General features: G+C 71.1%; 14 protein-coding genes, 1 tRNA gene and 1 pseudogene. 10 read left to right on the top strand and 6 right to left on the bottom strand.

Annotated elements, in window-relative coordinates; genetic code table 11:
* Nucleotides 1-3 precede the first annotated feature (3 nt).
* From GUI43_RS23975 to GUI43_RS23970, 3 genes are read right to left on the bottom strand one after another with little or no spacing between them, the layout of a single operon-like run.
* The gene (locus GUI43_RS23975) at nucleotides 4-465 is read right to left on the bottom strand and encodes a RidA family protein (RefSeq protein ID WP_112588549.1); all 462 of its coding nucleotides are present in this window, start codon (nucleotides 463-465) and stop codon (nucleotides 4-6) included.
* Nucleotides 462-617 carry a Sp36 family protein gene (sp36, locus tag GUI43_RS33970; protein ID WP_007466198.1) on the bottom strand — a complete coding sequence of 52 codons (156 nt, stop codon included), beginning with the start codon at nucleotides 615-617 and terminating at the stop codon, nucleotides 462-464. The genes GUI43_RS23975 and sp36 overlap by 4 nt, the downstream gene beginning before the upstream one ends.
* A gap of 44 nt (nucleotides 618-661) precedes the next feature.
* The gene (locus tag GUI43_RS23970) at nucleotides 662-1,144 is read right to left on the bottom strand and encodes a hypothetical protein (protein WP_112699833.1); all 483 of its coding nucleotides are present in this window, start codon (nucleotides 1,142-1,144) and stop codon (nucleotides 662-664) included.
* A gap of 602 nt (nucleotides 1,145-1,746) precedes the next feature.
* On the opposite strand from GUI43_RS23970, the pseudogene GUI43_RS23965 reads away from it, so the two are divergent.
* The 3 genes and pseudogenes from GUI43_RS23965 to bagB form a co-directional block, all read left to right on the top strand.
* Nucleotides 1,747-2,316: pseudogene (locus GUI43_RS23965) on the top strand (Rv0361 family membrane protein); the annotation flags it as partial.
* 26 nt (nucleotides 2,317-2,342) lie between these two features.
* Nucleotides 2,343-3,320 (top strand): ATPase BagA, encoded by a 978-nt coding sequence (bagA, locus tag GUI43_RS23960; RefSeq protein WP_112588553.1) that lies wholly within the window; start codon nucleotides 2,343-2,345, stop codon nucleotides 3,318-3,320.
* A gap of 53 nt (nucleotides 3,321-3,373) precedes the next feature.
* Nucleotides 3,374-4,525: an ArsA family ATPase gene (gene bagB / locus GUI43_RS23955; protein ID WP_091403361.1), complete on the top strand. Its 1,152-nt coding sequence runs from the start codon at nucleotides 3,374-3,376 to the stop codon at nucleotides 4,523-4,525.
* Between the two features lie 6 nt (nucleotides 4,526-4,531).
* On the opposite strand, the gene GUI43_RS23950 is transcribed toward bagB, so the two are convergent.
* On the bottom strand, nucleotides 4,532-4,852 hold the full coding sequence (locus GUI43_RS23950) for a WhiB family transcriptional regulator (protein WP_030328078.1): 321 nt from the start codon (nucleotides 4,850-4,852) through the stop codon (nucleotides 4,532-4,534).
* 407 nt (nucleotides 4,853-5,259) lie between these two features.
* On the opposite strand from GUI43_RS23950, the gene GUI43_RS23945 reads away from it, so the two are divergent.
* Nucleotides 5,260-7,704, top strand: coding sequence for a penicillin-binding protein (locus GUI43_RS23945; protein WP_112588592.1), 2,445 nt, complete (start codon nucleotides 5,260-5,262; stop codon nucleotides 7,702-7,704).
* Between the two features lie 111 nt (nucleotides 7,705-7,815).
* Here GUI43_RS23945 and GUI43_RS23940 read toward each other — a convergent pair whose 3' ends face one another.
* Nucleotides 7,816-8,271: a GatB/YqeY domain-containing protein gene (locus tag GUI43_RS23940; RefSeq protein WP_030328082.1), complete on the bottom strand. Its 456-nt coding sequence runs from the start codon at nucleotides 8,269-8,271 to the stop codon at nucleotides 7,816-7,818.
* 25 nt (nucleotides 8,272-8,296) lie between these two features.
* Here GUI43_RS23940 and GUI43_RS23935 point away from each other — a divergent pair, with 25 nt between their 5' ends.
* The 5 genes from GUI43_RS23935 to GUI43_RS23915 all read left to right on the top strand — a co-directional run bounded on the left by GUI43_RS23935 (nucleotide 8,297) and on the right by GUI43_RS23915 (nucleotide 15,414).
* On the top strand, nucleotides 8,297-9,190 hold the full coding sequence (locus GUI43_RS23935; RefSeq protein ID WP_091403364.1) for a metallophosphoesterase: 894 nt from the start codon (nucleotides 8,297-8,299) through the stop codon (nucleotides 9,188-9,190).
* Nucleotides 9,191-9,399: 209 nt separating this feature from the next.
* Nucleotides 9,400-9,476: transfer RNA gene (locus GUI43_RS23930), tRNA-Pro, on the top strand.
* 295 nt (nucleotides 9,477-9,771) lie between these two features.
* The gene (locus GUI43_RS23925; protein WP_170158783.1) at nucleotides 9,772-11,769 is read left to right on the top strand and encodes an FG-GAP-like repeat-containing protein; all 1,998 of its coding nucleotides are present in this window, start codon (nucleotides 9,772-9,774) and stop codon (nucleotides 11,767-11,769) included.
* Nucleotides 11,770-11,927: 158 nt separating this feature from the next.
* Nucleotides 11,928-14,513 (top strand): ATP-binding protein, encoded by a 2,586-nt coding sequence (locus GUI43_RS23920; RefSeq protein WP_112699831.1) that lies wholly within the window; start codon nucleotides 11,928-11,930, stop codon nucleotides 14,511-14,513.
* 76 nt (nucleotides 14,514-14,589) lie between these two features.
* Nucleotides 14,590-15,414 carry a class I SAM-dependent methyltransferase gene (locus tag GUI43_RS23915; RefSeq protein WP_112699830.1) on the top strand — a complete coding sequence of 275 codons (825 nt, stop codon included), beginning with the start codon at nucleotides 14,590-14,592 and terminating at the stop codon, nucleotides 15,412-15,414.
* A gap of 68 nt (nucleotides 15,415-15,482) precedes the next feature.
* Here GUI43_RS23915 and GUI43_RS23910 read toward each other — a convergent pair whose 3' ends face one another.
* The gene (locus GUI43_RS23910) at nucleotides 15,483-15,956 is read right to left on the bottom strand and encodes a hypothetical protein (protein WP_112588561.1); all 474 of its coding nucleotides are present in this window, start codon (nucleotides 15,954-15,956) and stop codon (nucleotides 15,483-15,485) included.
* Nucleotides 15,957-16,106: 150 nt separating this feature from the next.
* Here GUI43_RS23910 and GUI43_RS23905 point away from each other — a divergent pair, with 150 nt between their 5' ends.
* Nucleotides 16,107-17,390: an MFS transporter gene (locus GUI43_RS23905; RefSeq protein WP_112699829.1), complete on the top strand. Its 1,284-nt coding sequence runs from the start codon at nucleotides 16,107-16,109 to the stop codon at nucleotides 17,388-17,390.
* The last annotated feature ends 118 nt before the right edge of the window (nucleotides 17,391-17,508 follow it).

The following is a 17,508-nucleotide window of genomic DNA, read 5'->3' as shown; positions in this document are numbered from 1 at the left end:
GCGTCAGGCGACCTCGACGATCAGCTCGACCTCCACCGGGGCGTCCAGGGGCAACTCGGCCACACCCACCGCGCTGCGCGCGTGCCGGCCAGCCTCCCCGAAGACGGTGCCGAAGAGATCCGAGGCACCGTTGATCACGGCGGGCTGACCGGTGAAGCCGGGCGCGGAGGCCACGAACCCGGTCACCTTGACCACCTTCACCACGTTCTCCAGGCCGACCAGCGAGTCGACGGCGGCCAGCGCGTTGAGCGCGCACCGCTGGGCCAGATCCTTCGCCTGCTCGGCGGAGATCCCGGCGCCGACCTTGCCGGTAGCCAGCAACTTGCCCTCGGCCATCGGCAACTGGCCGGAAACGTACACGTGCTGCCCGGACTGCACGGCCGGGACGTAACTGGCCACCGGCGGCACGACCTCGGGCAGTTCGAGACCCAGCTCGGCGAGCTTCGCGTGCGGACCGTTGCTCACGCCTTGGGCCGCTTCAGGTAGGCGACCAGCTGGTCCGGATTCGGGCCCGGGACCACGGCGACGAGCTCCCACCCGTCCTCGCCCCAGTTGTCGAGGATCTGCTTGGTCGCGTGGACCAGCAGCGGGACCGTGGAGTATTCCCACTTCTGCATCGCTGAAGGGCTCCCTCTCGGTGCGGAATTGTTCGAGGGACAGCCTACGGTCCGCTGGCCGGACGAGGTACGGGACGCTGCTCCGGCGCGGCCGGCAGCTCCCCGCAGCGCCCCTCGTGCTCGTACCCCTGGGGGCAGCGGGACCGGTCGGGCAGCAGCAGGTCACAGAAAACCCGGTGCCGGTTGTTCTGATCGTCGGCGTTGGAGACGGTGGTCTCGCCGGCGTCCAACTCGGGCAGGAAGCCCAGGGACACCGCGACCCGACCGGCCAGCACGGTCGCCGCCGCCAGATTCGGCACCCGGATCGGCAGGTGGATGACGAAGCCCGGCTCGTCGTCCTCGCGGGTCCGCTCGGCGGGCTGGCTCGGCATCCGGGCCGTCTCCGCCTGCTCCGGCGTCCGGCGGTACGACCGTTCGTTGATCGGCTGGTTGGTGACCTGCCCGCCGGCGTCGACCACGGACCCGAGCCGGCGGGGCCGGTCGTTCGTCGGGAACTGGGTGCGAGGGATGTTGTCCGCGTCGCGCATGCACTGCCTCCGGTCGTACCTCTCGGACCATGCTTCCGGCCCGGACCCATTCGTCCGTTCCGGCCCCCGCACCGGGACGAAGGTAGGTCTGTCGCCGCGGTCCCGCCAACAGGACGCGCACAAGAAGCCACCAACAGTCACATATGCGACACACCGCAGGTCGGGGGCCCGACACCGAAACCGACGCGGGTACCGCTCACCGGATCGCTGGGCCGCTCGACAGGCAGGGGCGACACCGATCCGGTCATCGACCGCTACCCTTCCGGTCGGACGGTCGCGCAGCGCCCGGCCGCCCGCTCGATCACGCTCGGCGCCAGGGGTGGCGGCGGGCGCCGCACCCCTGGGGGAACGACATGACCCACCCGCCCAGCGGCGACCAGGCCGGCACACCCGCTCAGCCACCGGCACACCCGGATCCCGCCGGTCAGCCCGGTGCGCCGATCATCCCCAGCCAGCCGACCCCCGCTGCACCGCCCGGGCAGCTCGCTCTCCCCGCCTCCCCCGCCCAGCCGGCACTCTCCGCCGCCCCCACCTCACCGGCTTTCCCGGGCCAGCCCGGCGGCCCCAGCCAGCCGGCCTTCCCGGGGCAGCTCGGCGGCGCCGGGCAGCCGGAAGGGCCTGGTGGCCCCACCTCGGCCACCGCACCGACGCAGCCGGGTAGCCCGAACCCCTCGTCGATCCCCGCGGCACCGCCGGCCTATCCGCCCTATCCGGGCACGGCCGAGCCGAAGAAGAAGCGTGGTCTGCTGATCGCGGCGATCGCCCTGGTCGTGATCATGGTGCTCTGCGTGGGGGGCGGCGTGGTGGCCTTCCTGACCCTGCGCGATGCCGAGACCGGCGAGGGCGCCAAGGAGCCGGCGGTCGCCGTCGACGAGTTCCTCACCGCTGTCTACAAGGATCGCGACGCGACAAAGGCGGCCGGTCGCGTCTGCGCCGCTTCCCGCGACGACGACAAGATCGCTGCGAAGGTTGCCGAGGTGGAGAAGTACGCCTCCACCTACCAGAACCCGCGCTTCCGGTGGACCACCCCGAAGGTGGACAACCAGACCGGGGAACGGGCCACCGTCTCCACCCGGCTCACCATGACCACCGCCGACGAGAAGGTGGCCGACCAGGAGTTGCGCTTCACTGTGGTGCAGAAGACGGGTTGGTGGGTCTGCGAGGTCGCCTGACCGGCCAGCCTGGATAGGCTCGACGGGTGTGTGCAGCTGAGCGTCCGATCGACCCGGCCGGTACCGGGTGGCCCGCCCGTCTCCACGTGGTGACCGGCAAGGGCGGCACCGGTAAGACCAGCGTGGCGGCGGCGCTGGCCCTCGCGCTCGCCGCCGGCGGCCGGCGCACCCTGCTGGTCGAGGTCGAGGGGCGGCAGGGCATCGCCCAACTGTTCGGCATCGAGCCGCTGCCCTACGAGGAGCGGCACCTCGCCGACGCGCCGGACGGCGGTGAGGTGCGCGCGCTCGCGGTGGACGCCGAGGAGGCGCTGCTCGAGTACCTGGACATGTTCTACAAACTGGGCGCGGCGGGCCGGGCACTGCGCAAGCTCGGCGCCATCGACTTCGCCACCACCATCGCGCCCGGCCTGCGGGACGTCCTCCTCACCGGCAAGGTGAAGGAGGCCACCACCCGCACCACCGGGCAGCGGCGCGCGTACGACGCGGTGGTGCTGGACGCCCCGCCGACCGGGCGGATCGGCCGGTTCCTCAACGTGACGGCGGAGACCGCCCGGCTGGCCAAGGTGGGCCCGATCAAGACCCAGAGCGAGGGGGTCGCCGCGTTGCTGCGGTCCCCGATGACCGCGGTGCACGTGGTCACGCTGCTGGAGGAGATGCCGATCCAGGAGACGGTCGACGCGATCGCCGACCTGACCGCCCTCGGCTTCGGCGTCGGGAAGGTGCTCGTCAACGGAGTCCGGCCGCCGCTGCCCGCCGGAGCGGCGGTCACCGCCGCGGAGTTGAAGCGCGGGCTGGTCGCCGCCGGGCTGCCGGCCGATCGGGACATTGTGGCCGGATTGCACGATGAGGCACGTGATCAGCTCATCCGGCGTGAACTGGAAGATTCGCTCCGCGCCGACCTGGTGGAGTTGGGGCTGCCGATGATCGAGCTGCCGTTGCTGCCCGACGGGGTTGATCGGGCGGGGCTCGCGACCCTGGCCCAGACCCTCGTCCGCGCCGAATGACTCACACCTGAGCGCAGCACGGGCGCGCGGACCCACCGGCCCGATACGCTCGATTGGTGCCTTCCGAAGACGCGGCGCCGCAGCTGGACGTCGACCAGATCCTCGCCGACCCAGGCGTGCGGATCGTCGTGTGCTGCGGTGCCGGCGGAGTGGGAAAGACGACCACGGCCGCGGCGCTGGCGCTGCGGGCCGCCGAGCACCACGGCCGGCGCACTGTGGTGCTCACCATCGACCCGGCCCGCCGGCTGGCCCAGTCGCTGGGCCTGACCGAGCTGGACAACACCCCCCGCCAGGTCAAGGGGATCGACGTCGAGAGCAGCGGCGGCGAGTTGCACGCCATGATGCTCGACATGAAGCGCACCTTCGACGACGTGGTGTTGCAGCACACCGACCCGACGAAGGCCGCGGAGATCTTCGCGAACCCGTTCTACCAGGCGATGAGCTCGACCTTCGCCGGCACGCAGGAATACATGGCGATGGAGAAGCTGGGCCAGTTGCACGCCCGGGGCGAATGGGACCTGATCGTGGTGGACACTCCACCGTCCCGCTCGGCACTGGACTTCCTGGACGCGCCGGCTCGGCTCTCCCGTTTCCTTGACGGCCGGATGCTGCGGCTGCTGCTGGCCCCGGCGCGCAGCGGCGGTCGGAGCATGTTCAGCCTGGTCACGGCCTCGTTCGGGATGTTCTCGAAGGTGGTGCAGAAGGTGCTCGGCGCGCAGCTGCTCACCGACCTGTCCGGCTTCGTGGCGGCACTGGATTCGATGTTCGGTGGTTTCCGGCAGCGCGCCGAGCAGACGTACCGCATCCTGCAGGCGCGGGAGACGGCCTTTCTGCTGGTCGCGACGCCGGAGCCGGACGCGGTCCGGGAGGCCGCCTATTTCGCGGGCCGGCTGCGGGACGAGCGGATGCCGCTGGCCGGCCTGGTGCTCAACCGGGTACACCGCCCGGCGGTCCCGGAGCTGGACGCCGAGCAGAGCCGGGTCGCCGCCGAGCGGCTGACCCAGCTGGGTGGGCATGAGGCCACCGCCGACGTGCTGCGGGCGCACGCGGCGTTGGCTCGCCAGGCGGTACGCGAGCAGCAGGTCGCCGCGCGCTTCACCGAGGCGTTCCCTGCCGTGCCGGCGGTTTCGGTCACGGCGCAGCCCGCCGACGTGCACGACGTCGACGGGCTACGGACGATCGGCGCGGCGATCAGCCGGCCGTGACCGGCGTCAGTTGGCCGCGCTGACGAGAATCTTGTCCTTGCCGGCCTTGTCCTTGCTGTTCTTCTTCATCGCGGCCTCGAACATCTTGCGCCAGCTCGTCACCTGCGGGTGACGACGCAGTAGCGCCCGCCGTTCGCGTTCGGTCATGCCGCCCCACACACCGAACTCGATCCGGTTGTCCAGCGCGTCGGCCAGGCACTCGTACCGAACTGGGCAGCTCCGGCAGATCCGCTTCGCCACGTTCTGTTCGGCGCCCTGTACGAACAACGCGTCCGGGTCCCCGTTCTGACATGCCGCCAGCGACGGCCAGTCAGTGATCATGCCCATGTGTACACGTCCCCCCTTGCAGTACCTACCGACCTCGTCGATGCACGCCAGCCGGCAATTCCCCCCGATCGCCCGGCCTGCCTTCCCCAAGGCGGCGCGGACGACATGTGGCGCTGTCGCCGCCTCCATCATGCTCTGTAGTCGACTGATTACGCAACGTTGTCGACGAAATCCATCATTCCGGACACTCCCGGCTTCCCGGGCGTTCGACCGCCGGTTACCCCGCCGAGGTCAGCGATAACGCTGCGCCGCCTCACTGAATCGGAGGAGACTCACGCCAGGTCACACGCAACCAAGCACCGGGGGTCGTGCGTTTAGCACAACGAGGGCAGCGCACGCAGGAAATGGGGAAAGAACGCCCCAGCGCCCCTCGTTCCCTACTCGCGTACCCTGTCGAGGTGACCTGGATGCGGAAACGTGACCACAATGTGCTGACCAACGCCGCATCGCTAGCCGTGTGTGGCCTGCTGGCCGGCGTGGTGGTCGCTGCGGCGGCCTTCCCCGCGGTAGCGATGTCCGGCTTGGCCGCAAAGGCCGGCGCCGAGACATTCGGTGCCCTGCCCACGGAGCTGACGGTGGCCCGCGCGCCACAGATCAGCTACCTGCTGGCATCGGACGGCAAGACACCGCTCGCGACGATGTACGACGAGAACCGGCGTGACGTGAAGCTCGCCGACATCTCGCCGTTCATGCAGAAGGCCATCATCGCGGCCGAGGACCATGACTTCTACAAGCACAACGGCGTCGACATCAACGGTGTCGCCCGCGCGTTCGTCAACAACCAGAGCGAAGGCTCCGGCCGGCAGGGCGCGTCGACGCTGACCATGCAGTACGTCCGACTGGCCATCGCCTACTCGGCCACCCACCCGGCGGACGTCGTCGCGGCGACCGAGGACACCAGCGCCCGCAAGCTCCGCGAGATGCGGCTGGCCCTCCAGGTCGACAAGGAGTTCTCCAAGGACGAGATCCTCACCCGCTACCTCAACCTGGCCTCGTTCGGCAACGGCGCGTACGGCATCTACGCCGCCAGCCAGGTCTACTTCGGTAAGTCGCCGAGCAAGCTGAAGATCGAGGAAGCGGCGTTGCTGGCCGGCATGGTCAAGGCGCCGACGACGAACGACCCGACCACCGAGGCGGGTTACCCGCTCGCACTGGATCGGCGCAACTACGTCATCCAGAACATGGTCGACATCAAAGCCATCACCCAGCAGGAGGCGGACGCCGCCAAGGCGACCAAGCTGGTGGTGAAGGACAAGCGCACCCCGAACGGCTGCGTCGCCGCCAACGTCAACGAGTGGGGCTTCTTCTGCGACTACTTCTACCGCTGGTGGATGGAGCAGGAGACGTTCGGCTCGACCACGTACGACCGGGAGCGGCGGCTGAAGAGCGGCGGCTACACCGTCGTCACCTCGATCGACGTCCAGGCGCAGCGCGGCGCGGACAAGGCGGTCCGTAAGGCCAAGAGCGTGAACAGCAAGGAAGCGGCAATGGTCGCGGTGGTCGAGCCGGGCACCGGCCGGGTGCGGGCGCTCGCGGTCAACCGGCAGTTCAAGCTCGACGACCCGAAGAACCCGAAGAACAAGCTCTCTAGCGACCCCGCGAAGAGTAAGAAGAAGATCCGGGGCAACTACCCGGCGACGGTCAACCCGCTGCTCACCGGCGGCAACGGCATCACCGGTTACCAGGCCGGCTCGACCTTCAAGATCTTCAGCATCGTCGCCGCCCTGGAGAAGGGCATTCCGCTCAGCTACACCTTCAACGCGCCGCAGCAGTTCAAGTCGGAATACATCATCGACAGCAGCAGCCCGGCGGCCTGCAAGGGCACCCACTTCTACTGCCCGACCAACTCCGGTCTCAAGCCCGGCGGCGTGCAGAACATGTGGAGCGCGTTCGCCCAGTCGGTCAACACCTACTTCGTCCCACTGCAGCAGCAGGTCGGTGCGGAGAACGTGGTCGACGCCGCCCGGCGGGCCGGCATCCAGTTCCGGGCGAGCAACGACGCCAAGTTCGCCGCGACCAAGAACGATGCCCACCAGTGGGGCGCCTTCACCCTTGGTGTCTCCTCCACCACCCCACTCGACCTGGCCAACGCGTACGCGACCCTGGCGGCCGACGGCAAGTACTGCGAGCCGATCCCGGTGCAGGAAATCCGGGACCCGGAGGGCAACAAGCTGGACATCGCCAACCCGCGCTGCGAGAAGCGGTTCAGCACCGAGGTGGCCCGGGCCGCCGTGGACGCCGCCCGTTGCCCGGTCGGCGACAACTCCAGAACCAGCAAGTGCGGTGGCAGCCGTACGGCCGCCGTCGTGAAGGGCATCGTCGACGCGCCGGTGGCCGGCAAGTCCGGCACCACCGACTCGGAGAAGACGGCCGCCCTGGTCGCCATGACCAAGCAGTACTCGGTGGCCGGCATCATGGCCGACCCGGACTGGCCGCAGACGAACGTCAAGATGAAGCACTCCCAGAAGGACGGCATCAACCCGCCGGTGTACGAGACCCTGCGGGATGCCATGAAGGGCAAACCGCGGATCCAGTTCGAGCCTCCGGGCCAGAAGATCTCCGAGGGTGACCAGCGCAGCATCCCCGACGTGAAGTGCGTTTCGGTGGATCAGGCGAAGTCCCGGCTCAAGGGCGCCGGCTTCGAGCCTGTTGTCTCCAGCGCCAAGGTGCCGTCGTCCTGCAAGGCGGGCGACGCGGCCGGCACCAGCCCGGACGGACGGACGATCAAGGGTGGCGTGGTCACCATCCAGGTCAGCAGCGGCGGCGGTACGCCGGGCAACACCAACGGCACTCCGGGCGGCCAGCCCGGCAACCAACCCGGCCGACCAGGCAACGGCCGTCCGAACGGCTGAGCCGACGAGTAGGACACAACGGGCGGGCGCCCTCCTCGGGTGCCCGCCCGTTTCGTCTGTCCGGACCAGCGAGCGGCGGCGCAGGTCCTGCGCGCCGCTGACCCCGCTGGGTCAGAGACCGAGCTGTCGGCGTACCTCGGCGGCCACCCGGCCACCCTCGGCCTGGCCCGCCACCGCGGCCTGGGCCGCCTTCATCGCCGGGCCCATCTGGGCCTTGCCGGTGAAGCCGCCCGCGGCGAGCGCCCCCGACACCAGCTCGGTCAGCTCGGCGTCCGAGAGCTGCTTGGGCAGGTAGCGGTCCAGCACCTCACCCTCGGCGCTCTCCTTCGCTGCCTGCTCGGCGCGCCCGGCGTCGGCGAAGGCGGTGGCCGCCTCCCGACGCTTCTTGGCTTCCTTGGTCAGCACCGCGAGCACCTCGTCATCGGTGAGCTCGCGCTTGGCCTTGCCGGCGACCTCGGCGGTGCCGACGGCGGCCAGGGCCATCCGCAGCGTGGAGGTGGTCAGCTCGTCGCGCGCCTTGAGCGCGGAACGCATGTCGGCAGTGAGGCGGTCCTTCAGCGTGCTCATGGACGGTCAAACTACCCTGAACGCCATGCGAAAGCGCACACTATTCCGGCTCGCCGCCGGAACCGCCACGATCGGCGCGGCCACCCTCGCGTACGCGTCGCTCGTCGAGCGCAACATGTTCACCCTGCGGCGGTACGACGTGCCGGTGCTCCCGGCCGACGCGGAGCCGCTGCGCGTGCTGCACCTGTCGGACCTGCACATGATGCCCGACCAGGCGCGCAAGCAGCGCTGGGTGGCATCGCTGGCCGCCCTCGACCCCGACCTGGTGGTGGTCACCGGCGACAACATGGCGCACCCTGGCGCGGTGCCCGGGGTGCTGCGGGCCCTGCAACCACTGCTGGACTACCCGGGCGCGTTCGTGTTCGGCTCCAACGACTACACCGGGCCGGTGCTGAAGAACCCCTTCACCTACTTCCTGCCCGACCGGGAGTACACCGAGGGCGTCGAGCTGCCCTACGAGGAGCTGCGTCAGGTCTTCACCGGCGCCGGCTGGGCGGACCTCAACAACGCCCGGACCATGCTGAAGGCCGGTGGCCGACAGCTCGACCTGGTCGGCGTCGACGACCCGCACATCGACCGGGACGACTACCCCTCCGTGGCCGGCGCGGTGTCGTCCTCGGCGGACCTCTCCATCGCGCTGACCCACTCACCCGAACCACGGGTGCTCGACCAGATGGCGGCGGACGGCTTCGGGCTGCTGCTGGCCGGGCACACCCACGGTGGTCAGGTCTGCGTACCCGGCTTCGGGGCGCTGGTGACCAACTGTGGCCTGCCCCGCTCGATGGCGCGCGGCCTGCACCGGTGGCCGGGCTCGGACTCCTGGCTGCACGTCTCCGCCGGCCTCGGCACCCACCCGACTGCCCCGATCCGCTTCGCCTGCCCCCCGGAGGCCAGCATCCTGACCCTCATCCCCCGCTGACCGCCGGTTGGTCGCCACCCCGCCGCCACCCCGCTTCAAGATTCGCTTCAAGATTCGCGAACCATCCGGGATGTTGCTGTCTCGACGCGTCGCGAGGCGGCAACATCCCGGAAGTTGTGCGGATCTTGGCCACCCCGGGCACGGTCGGGGCGGCGGGGGTACCGAGTTTGACCATCGGGGCGGGTGGGCTACTATTTGTCGGCACGCCTCGGGGTGTGGCGCAGCTTGGTAGCGCGCTTCGTTCGGGACGAAGAGGTCGTCGGTTCGAATCCGGCCACCCCGACCAGAGGCAAAAGGCCAGGTGAGATCTTCTCTCACCTGGCCTTTTCTCTTGCCGCCGGCGATCTTCCCATCGGCCGGGGTCGCCGGCTGGTCACGGCTGGTCCTCCGTCGGCCTCGGCGGTGTGCGTAACCCATGACCGGCCCCGCTCCCTGATCGGTCCGCCGTACCGTCCCGCGTGACGTTCCCGCATGCGCCGCCGCTGTATCAACGGCTGCCTGTGACAAGCCCCCGGGGGGATCTGGAGATGCGCATGTTGTCGCAACTGCGAAGGCTGAATCGTGGCGTGATGGTCTTGCTGATGGCTCTGCTCGTGATGGTGGCGTCCAGCACACCGGCGTTCGCGGCGGCCCTGCCACCACCGGCTTCGGTCGGCGCGAAACCGGTGTCCGAGACCCGGGTCGAGGTGAGCTGGCAGGCGGTGGCAGGCGCCAGCAGCTATGAAGTACGGCGTGCGACCGTGTCGGGTGGCCCGTACACGATGCTGGGAACCGCCACCGGGACGTCGTACATCGACGAAACCGTTGCCGCCGAGACCACCTACTACTACGTGGTGCGGTCCCGGTCCGGCAAGCGGGCGTCGGGCGACTCGTCCGAGGTGTCGGTGCAGACCTCGCTTCCGAAGCCCGTCGACGTACGGGCAAGCGCCGCGGAGACGAGCATGACCCTACGGTGGAAGGCCGTGGCCGGCACCGTGCGCTACGAGATCGTCCGCCTGAGTAACGCGGTCCCGGTGGAGACGGTGGTCGGCACCACGACGTCGACCGAGTACCTGGACACCGGCCTCACGGTCGCCACCCGCTACGTCTACTGGATCCGGGCAGTCGCCGCGGGCGGCGCCACGGCCACGTCCGACGCCGTACGGGTCTACACCGGACCCCCCACCACGACGACGATCACGGTGTCACCGGGCTCGGTGGAGCAGGGACAGCGGATCCTGCTCATCGCGAACGTGCGGTACGCCGACGGCCGGATTCCCAGCGGCGAGGTGGCGTTCATGTCCGCGGCCGGCGCTGTCGCGTTCGCCAGTGTCAACGGCACCGACGGCACGGCGATCGCCATGGTCAACGGCACTGGATGGACTCCGACCTCGGTCTATGCGCAGTTCCAGGGCTCCGACTGGCAACCGGCCGGGGCGAGCGTGTCCGGCGATGCCGTGCCCGTGGTCACCCAGCCCTACGGGTCCGTGGCCTTCAACGGGCCCTCGTGGCTGAAGCTCGGCTCCTGGGAGGAAGCGGTCGCCGCCGGAGACCTGACCGGCGATGGCCTCTCGGACGTGGTGATCACGACGACCGAGTACTCCGACGACGCGAACGACCACTCCGCTTTCCTGTTCGTGCAGGAGGCGGACAACCAGCTCGTGATGAAGCAGCAGGTAGCGATGTCGACCTCCACCGGCGGCAGCATGTACCCGGTGATCGGCGACCTGGACGGTGACGGCGCGGACGAACTGGTCGTCGCCACGGGCGACGGGGTCGACGTGTTCCGCCGTACCGGATCGGGGCTCTCGACGGCCGAGCACCTGTCGTTCGCCGACGACCTCATCGACCTCAGGCTCCGCGACCTCGATGGTGACGGCCGGACGGACATCGTCGCGGTGAGCGACAACGGCGTCCTGGTGCGGTACGGCGACGACAACGGTAGCTTCGCGCCCGCGGCTCTCGCCTCGCCGCACCGCGGCTTCGTGCTGGACGTGGTCGACATGACCGGGGACGGCCGGCCGGACCTGGTGGTGCAGCTCGGGCAGCTGATCCAGATCAGCGCCCAGGTGGAGCCTCGGTCGTTCGCCGACCCGGTGGGGTATCAGGCGCCCGCCGGACACCTGCAGACTGTCGCTTCCATGGCCGTCGGCGACGTGACGGGCGACGGCAGGAAGGACGTCGTCGTCACCGTGTCCGGCAACGCGCCGAACGCCCAGGTGCAGGTGCTCACCCACGACAGCAGCGGTGTGCTCGGACGGTGGATCCGCTACCCGGTCTACGAGATGCCGGACGCCATCGCGATCGCAGATGTCAACAACGACGGTCGGGACGACGTCGCCATCACTCACGGCGGTTGGAGCGCGGCGAGCGTCCTACTGCAGCGGCCGGACGGCTGGCTGGGCAACGAGTTCCGGGTGTCCCAGTTGCCGCCCGCCAGCTCCTTCACCCCCCGTGGGCTCGCGGTCGCCGACATCAACAACGACGGCCTGAAGGACCTGCTGATGGCCAACTACAACTACGGGCTCGTGGTGGTACCGCAACGGCCCGCAGCGGCGTCAGCGGCGACGTCGCCGAAGGTCCAGGTGGGTCGGGCCTGAGTGACGTGGGAGAGCGCCGTCCCCGCCGAGGCTGCCCAGGCAGCGGTTGTGCTCGGCGGGCCGCGCTCCCTCCGGCCCGAACTCTGCAGCGAAAACGTGGGGAAGCCGCCGTCGCGGCCGATGCCTGGGCGGCACCCCGCTGACTAGCATCGACCTCGATGGAGCTGCTGGAGCGCGCGGACGCGCTCGCCACCCTGGACGGGCTGCTGGTCTCCCCCGGCGGCGCGATCGCGCTCGTCACGGGCGAGGCGGGTGCCGGCAAGTCCGCCCTGGTCGGCGCGTTCGCCGCGACGACCAGGGCAAGGGTGCTCTGGGGCAGCTGCGATCCGCTGCTGACGCCTCGGGCGCTCGGCCCGCTGCACGACGTCGCCCGTCAGGTGGGCGGGGTGCTCGCGGACCGACTGGCCGCGCTGCACGCCGTGACGGAGGCCGAACGCCGGGGTGCCGTGTTCGACGCGCTCCTCGACGAGCTGACCGGTCCCCGGCCCGGCCGCCGGACGGTGATGGTGGTGGAGGACGCGCACTGGGCGGACGGGGCCACTCTGGACCTGATCGCGTACCTGGGGAGGCGGCTGGCCCGCCACCCGGCGCTGCTCGTGCTGACCGTGCGCGACGACGAGCTCGGGGCGGAGCATCCACTGCACGCCGTGCTCGCGGGCCTGCCCCGTCCGCTGGTCCGTCGGGTCCCGCTGCCGGCGCTGTCGACCGATGCCGTCGCGGCGCTTGCCCGCACCGCCGGCCGGAGCCTGAATGGGTTGTACCAGGCCACCGGCGGCAACCCGCTGCTGGTCACCGAGGTGCTGGCCGCGACCGGCCCGGGCGTGCCGCCGACCGTGCGCGATCTGGTGTTGGCCCGGCTGGCCGCGCTGCCGCCGCCGGCCCGGGAGGTCGCCGCCCTGGTCTCAGTGGTTCCGTCCCGGGCCGAGCCGTACCTGCTGGACGATCGCCCGCCTGCGGCAGTGCAGGAATGCCTCGACCGGGGAATGCTGGTGTCGGTCGGCAACGCGGTGGCGTTCCGGCACGAGCTGCTGGGTCGGGCGGTACGCGAGTCGCTGTCGCCGGTGCGTCGGGTGGCACTGCATGCTGCCGTGCTGGCTCGGCTCACGCCACGTGCCGACGTGGACGCCGCCCGGCTGGTGCACCACGCGCACCACGCCGATGATCCGGAGGCCGTGCTGCGTTGGGCGCCCGTGGCGGCCGAGCGGGCCAGTCGGGCTGGTGCCCACCTGCAGGCCGCCGACCACCTTGCCGTTGTACTGCCGCACGCCGCTGGCCTGCCCGCGCCGCGCCATGCGGAGCTGTTGGAGGCGTACGCGACGGCGGCGTACCTGGCCGGGCTGGCCGCGCAGGCGCTGGCCGCCCGCCGCGAGGCGCTCGCCCTACGGGAGGCCGACGGCGACCCGCTGCGGATCGGCGAGAACCTGCGCTGGGTGTCCCGGCTGTGCTGGTGGACCGGAGACAGTCCGGCGGCCCGGGCGGCGGGCACCCGAGCCGTCCAGGTGCTGGAGTCCGCGCCTCCCGGCAGGCAGCTGGCGATGGCCTACAGCAACATGTCGCAGCTGCTCATGCTCGCCGACGAGAACCGCCGTTCCATCGACTGGGGCAACCGGGCCCGGGAGCTGGCCCGGCGGCTCGGTGACGTGGAGACCGAGGCGCACGCTCTGGTCAACGTCGGTTCGGCGCGCCTTCAGGGCGGAGACGTCGCGGGCATCATCGAGCTGGAGCGCGGGCACACCCTGGCCGCCGCACACCACCTGGACGATCACGCGGCGCGGGCGTTGGTCAACCTGGCCACCCTGACCGTGGAGTGGCACCGGGTCACGCCGGCCGCCGAGGCCCTGGACCGGGCGCTACGGTTCACCACCAGCCGGGACCTCGACGGGTACACCCGGCACCTGCTGGGCTACCGGGCCCGGCTGCGGTTGGCCACCGGCGACTGGGCCGGGGCGCGCTCCGACGCCGAACAGGCGCTGGCCGGCGCCGCGCAGCCCGGTGGGAGCCTGGTCCCGGCCCTGGCCGCACTGGGCCGGCTCAGTGCCCGCCGGGACGAGCCGACCACACACCTGGACACGGCGGCACGCTGGGCGGCGCAGAGCCGAGAACTCCAGTTCGTGGTGCCGGTCGCGGCGGCGTTGGCAGAACGGCACTGGCTGGCCGGTGAGCCAGGGCCGGCGGTCGCCGAGCTGCGGCGTGCGTACCGGCTCGCGATCGAGGCATGCCAGCCCTGGTTCGCCGGCGAACTGGCGTACTGGCTGTGGCGAATCGGCGAGCCGGTCGGGGACATTGGCGTGCTGGCATCGCCGTACCGGCGACTGATCGAGGGCGACTGGGCCGGTGCGGCCGAAGAATGGCAGCAACTCGGCTGTCCGTACGCCCGGGCCGAGGCGCTGGCCTGCGGCGACGACCCGGCGGCTGGCGAGGCGCTGCGCATCCTGGACGGGCTTGGCGCGGTGGCCGTGGTCCGACGGGTCCGGGCCGACCTGCGCGGACGCGGAATGGCCCGGGTGCCGAGGGGGCCACGACCGGCGACAGCCGCGCACCCGACAGGTCTGACCGCGCGGCAACGGGAGGTGCTCGTGCTGCTCGCCGACGGGCTCAGCAACGCCGAGATCGCCGCCCGGCTGTCGCTCTCCATCCGGACCGTCGACCACCACGTGTCGGCGGTGCTGGGCAAGCTCGCGGTGCCCAGCCGGGGCCAGGCGGCCGCGTCGGCCCGCCGGCAGGGCCTGGTGCCGCCAACATAGGTGTTTCTGCCGATCCCCGGGGGCCCCGCCACGCCTAGCGTCGGTGGCACGACGAACCGTCCGAGGGGGGACCATCATGACCACCGCAATCGATCTCAGCGCCGTGAAGGCACGCCAGCAGGTGACCTGGGCCAGCGGCGACTACGGCGCGGTCGCCGCGCTCATTCACCCGATCTCCGAGCTGCTGGTGACCGCGGCCGACCTGTCGGCCGGTGCCCTCGTCCTGGACGTGGCGACCGGCACCGGCAACGCCGCCATCGCCGCCGCCCGCTGCGGCTGCGTCGTGACGGGCGTCGACTACGTACCCGAACTGTTGGAACGGGGGCACACGCGGGCGGCGGCGGAACGGCTCCCGGTCACGTTCGTGACCGGCGACGCGGAGCGCCTGGCGTACGCCGACGGGTCCTTCGACGCGGTGGTCTCCGTCGTCGGGGTGATGTTCGCGCCGGACCAGGAGCGGGCGGCGGCGGAGCTGGTCCGGGTCTGCCGGCCCGGCGGCACTGTGGCGCTGGCGTCGTGGACGCCGCAGGGCTTCATCGGCGACCTGTTCCGCACGGTGGGGCGGCATGTGCCGCCACCGGCAGGGCTGCGCCCGCCGGTCGAGTGGGGCGACGAGGGCCGGGTCCGCGAGCTGCTCGGCGCGGCCGTGGGTGAAGTGCGGGCGGTACGTCGGGAATTCGTCTTCCGTTTCGGCACACCGGAGGAGTTCGCCGACTTCTTCCGGGCCAACTACGGGCCGACGTTGAAGGCGTTCGAGGTGCTGCCCGAGGAGCGACGCCCGGACCTGCACGCCGATCTGGTGGAGCTGGCCCGCACCCACAACCGCGCCACCGACGCCACGGTCCGCATCCCGGCGGAGTACCTGGAGGTCGTGGCGCAGCGGACCCCCGACCCGGCCTGACACCCGTCCGCGCCACGCCGTTCGAGGTGGCGCGGGCCGGTCGGTCCTGCCGCTCGGTGCGCTCGATCTCAGTCCTGCCGCTCGGTGCGCTCGATCTCGGCGAACGCGGCGGCCAGGTAGTCCTCCAACGGGACGCTGGTCGCCGCCAACAGGTCGGCCACCAGTAGTGGAGCGTGTCGGGCCAGCGCCGACGCGTCCGGCGGTGACTCGTCGCCGTCGGGGTCGTACACGCCCAGCGCGCCGGCCAGCAGGACCAGCACCACGTGCGGGTCGACATCCGTTCGCCACCGCGTCGACTCCTGCACGCAACGGGTCAACACCTGGCGGATGTCGTCGCCGGTCAACCCGTCCGGGTGGCTCTCCTCCAGCAGCAACCGGACCACCGCGCCGAGCACCAGGCCGGAACGCTCGTCAGCGGCGAGACCGCCGACCGCCTCGTCGTACGCCTGACCGTCGCGTGCCTGGGCGGCGGCGACGGCCGTCGTAGCGGTCAACGCGATGGCGCGGGCGGTAGCGGGCAGATGTCGCCAGGTGCCGGTCATCGCGCCAGCATTGCAGACCCGGCGGACACCAACCGGCCTCGACCACAGCGAGTGGATCAACGTGGGATTGGTCACCCGCCGGTCCCGGTGACCGCGAGGCGTGGCCAAAACGGTTCGCGCGGCGTCAGACCCACCGAACAGAATGCCTGCATGCTGCGTCGTGCCCTGCCCCGCCGTTCGGAAGCTCGCCGGATCCTCCTCGGCACTCTGCTGTCGGCGATCGGGCGGGGTCTGACCCTGCCGTTCCTGTTCATCTACCTGACCGACGTACGCGGGCTGACCGACACCCGCGCGGGGCTCGTCATCGGCTGGTACGGCGTGGTCACCCTGGCCCTGTCGCCGCTGGGCGGGACGCTGATCGACCGGATCGGCGCCCGCCGGGTGGTGGTGCCCTGCCTGCTGATCGAGGCGATCGGCACCGGCTCGTTGGCGCTGGTCCACTCGACCGGCTCGGCCCTGCTGGTGATGACGGTCATCGCCATCGGCAGCTCGGCGATCTGGTCCGGGCAGAACACCATCCTCGCGTCGCTGACCGACGACGATGAGCGGCAACGCGTCTTCGGGTTGAACTTCGCCCTGCTCAACCTCGGCATCGGCATCGGTGGCATGACGTCCGGCGCGATCGTCGACACCGCCCGGCCCGGCACCTTCCAGGCGATCTACCTGCTGGACGCGGTGACCTACCTGATGCCGGCGCTGATCCTGCTCACCCTGCCCGGAGTGGGCCACCGGCTCGGCAAACGTCGAGGCGTCGACGAGGCGTCGCCCGGTGGCTACCTGACGGTGCTCCGCGACCGCCCGTTCCGGCGGCTGGTGATCTTCGGGCTGATCCTCACCACCTGCGGCTACGCGCAGGTGGAGGTGGGCTTCGCCGCGTACGCGGTGCGGGTGGCCGAGGTGAACCCCCGGGTCGTGGCCTGGGCACTCGCCGCCAACACCGTGATGATCGTGCTCGCGCAACTGCTGGTTATCCGCCGGATCGAGGGGCGCAGCCGCACCCGGGCGTTGGCCGTGGTGGGAGCGGTGTTCGCCGCCGCCTGGCTGGTCCTCGGCGCGGCCGGCCTGGTCAGTGCTGAGAACGCCGTGCTGGCCGCCCTGTGCGTGGTGCTCTGCTCGGCGATCTTCGGTTTCGGCGAGACGATGCTGTCCCCGGTGATGCCCGCACTGACCAACGCGTTGGCCACCGACGAGCTGCGCGGCCGCTACAACGCGATGAGTTCGATGATCTTCGGAATCAGCGGTGTGATCGGCCCAGTGACCGCCGGCCCGCTCATCGGTGCCGCCAACGGCATGCTCTGGGTGGCGACGGTGGTAGGCGGCTGCCTGGTCGCCTCGCTGGTCGCGCTCTCCCTGCGCCGGCTGCTCACCACGGAGCAGGACGGCCTCGCGACGACCGCCCCGGCGTCCCCCGCCCCCGCACCCACCCCAGCCTGACCTCGAACACCCCTCCGCGCCCCACACCCCGCACCCCGCACCCCACGCCCCGCACCCCGGCGCCCCGCACCCCACGCCCCGCACCCCGGCGCCCCGCGCCCCGCACCCCGGCGCCACG

Origin of the sequence: Micromonospora noduli, from assembly GCF_003264365.1 — a bacterium.
Lineage (GTDB): Bacteria > Actinomycetota > Actinomycetes > Mycobacteriales > Micromonosporaceae > Micromonospora > Micromonospora noduli.
This window is presented reverse-complemented; position numbering and strand designations above follow the sequence as displayed.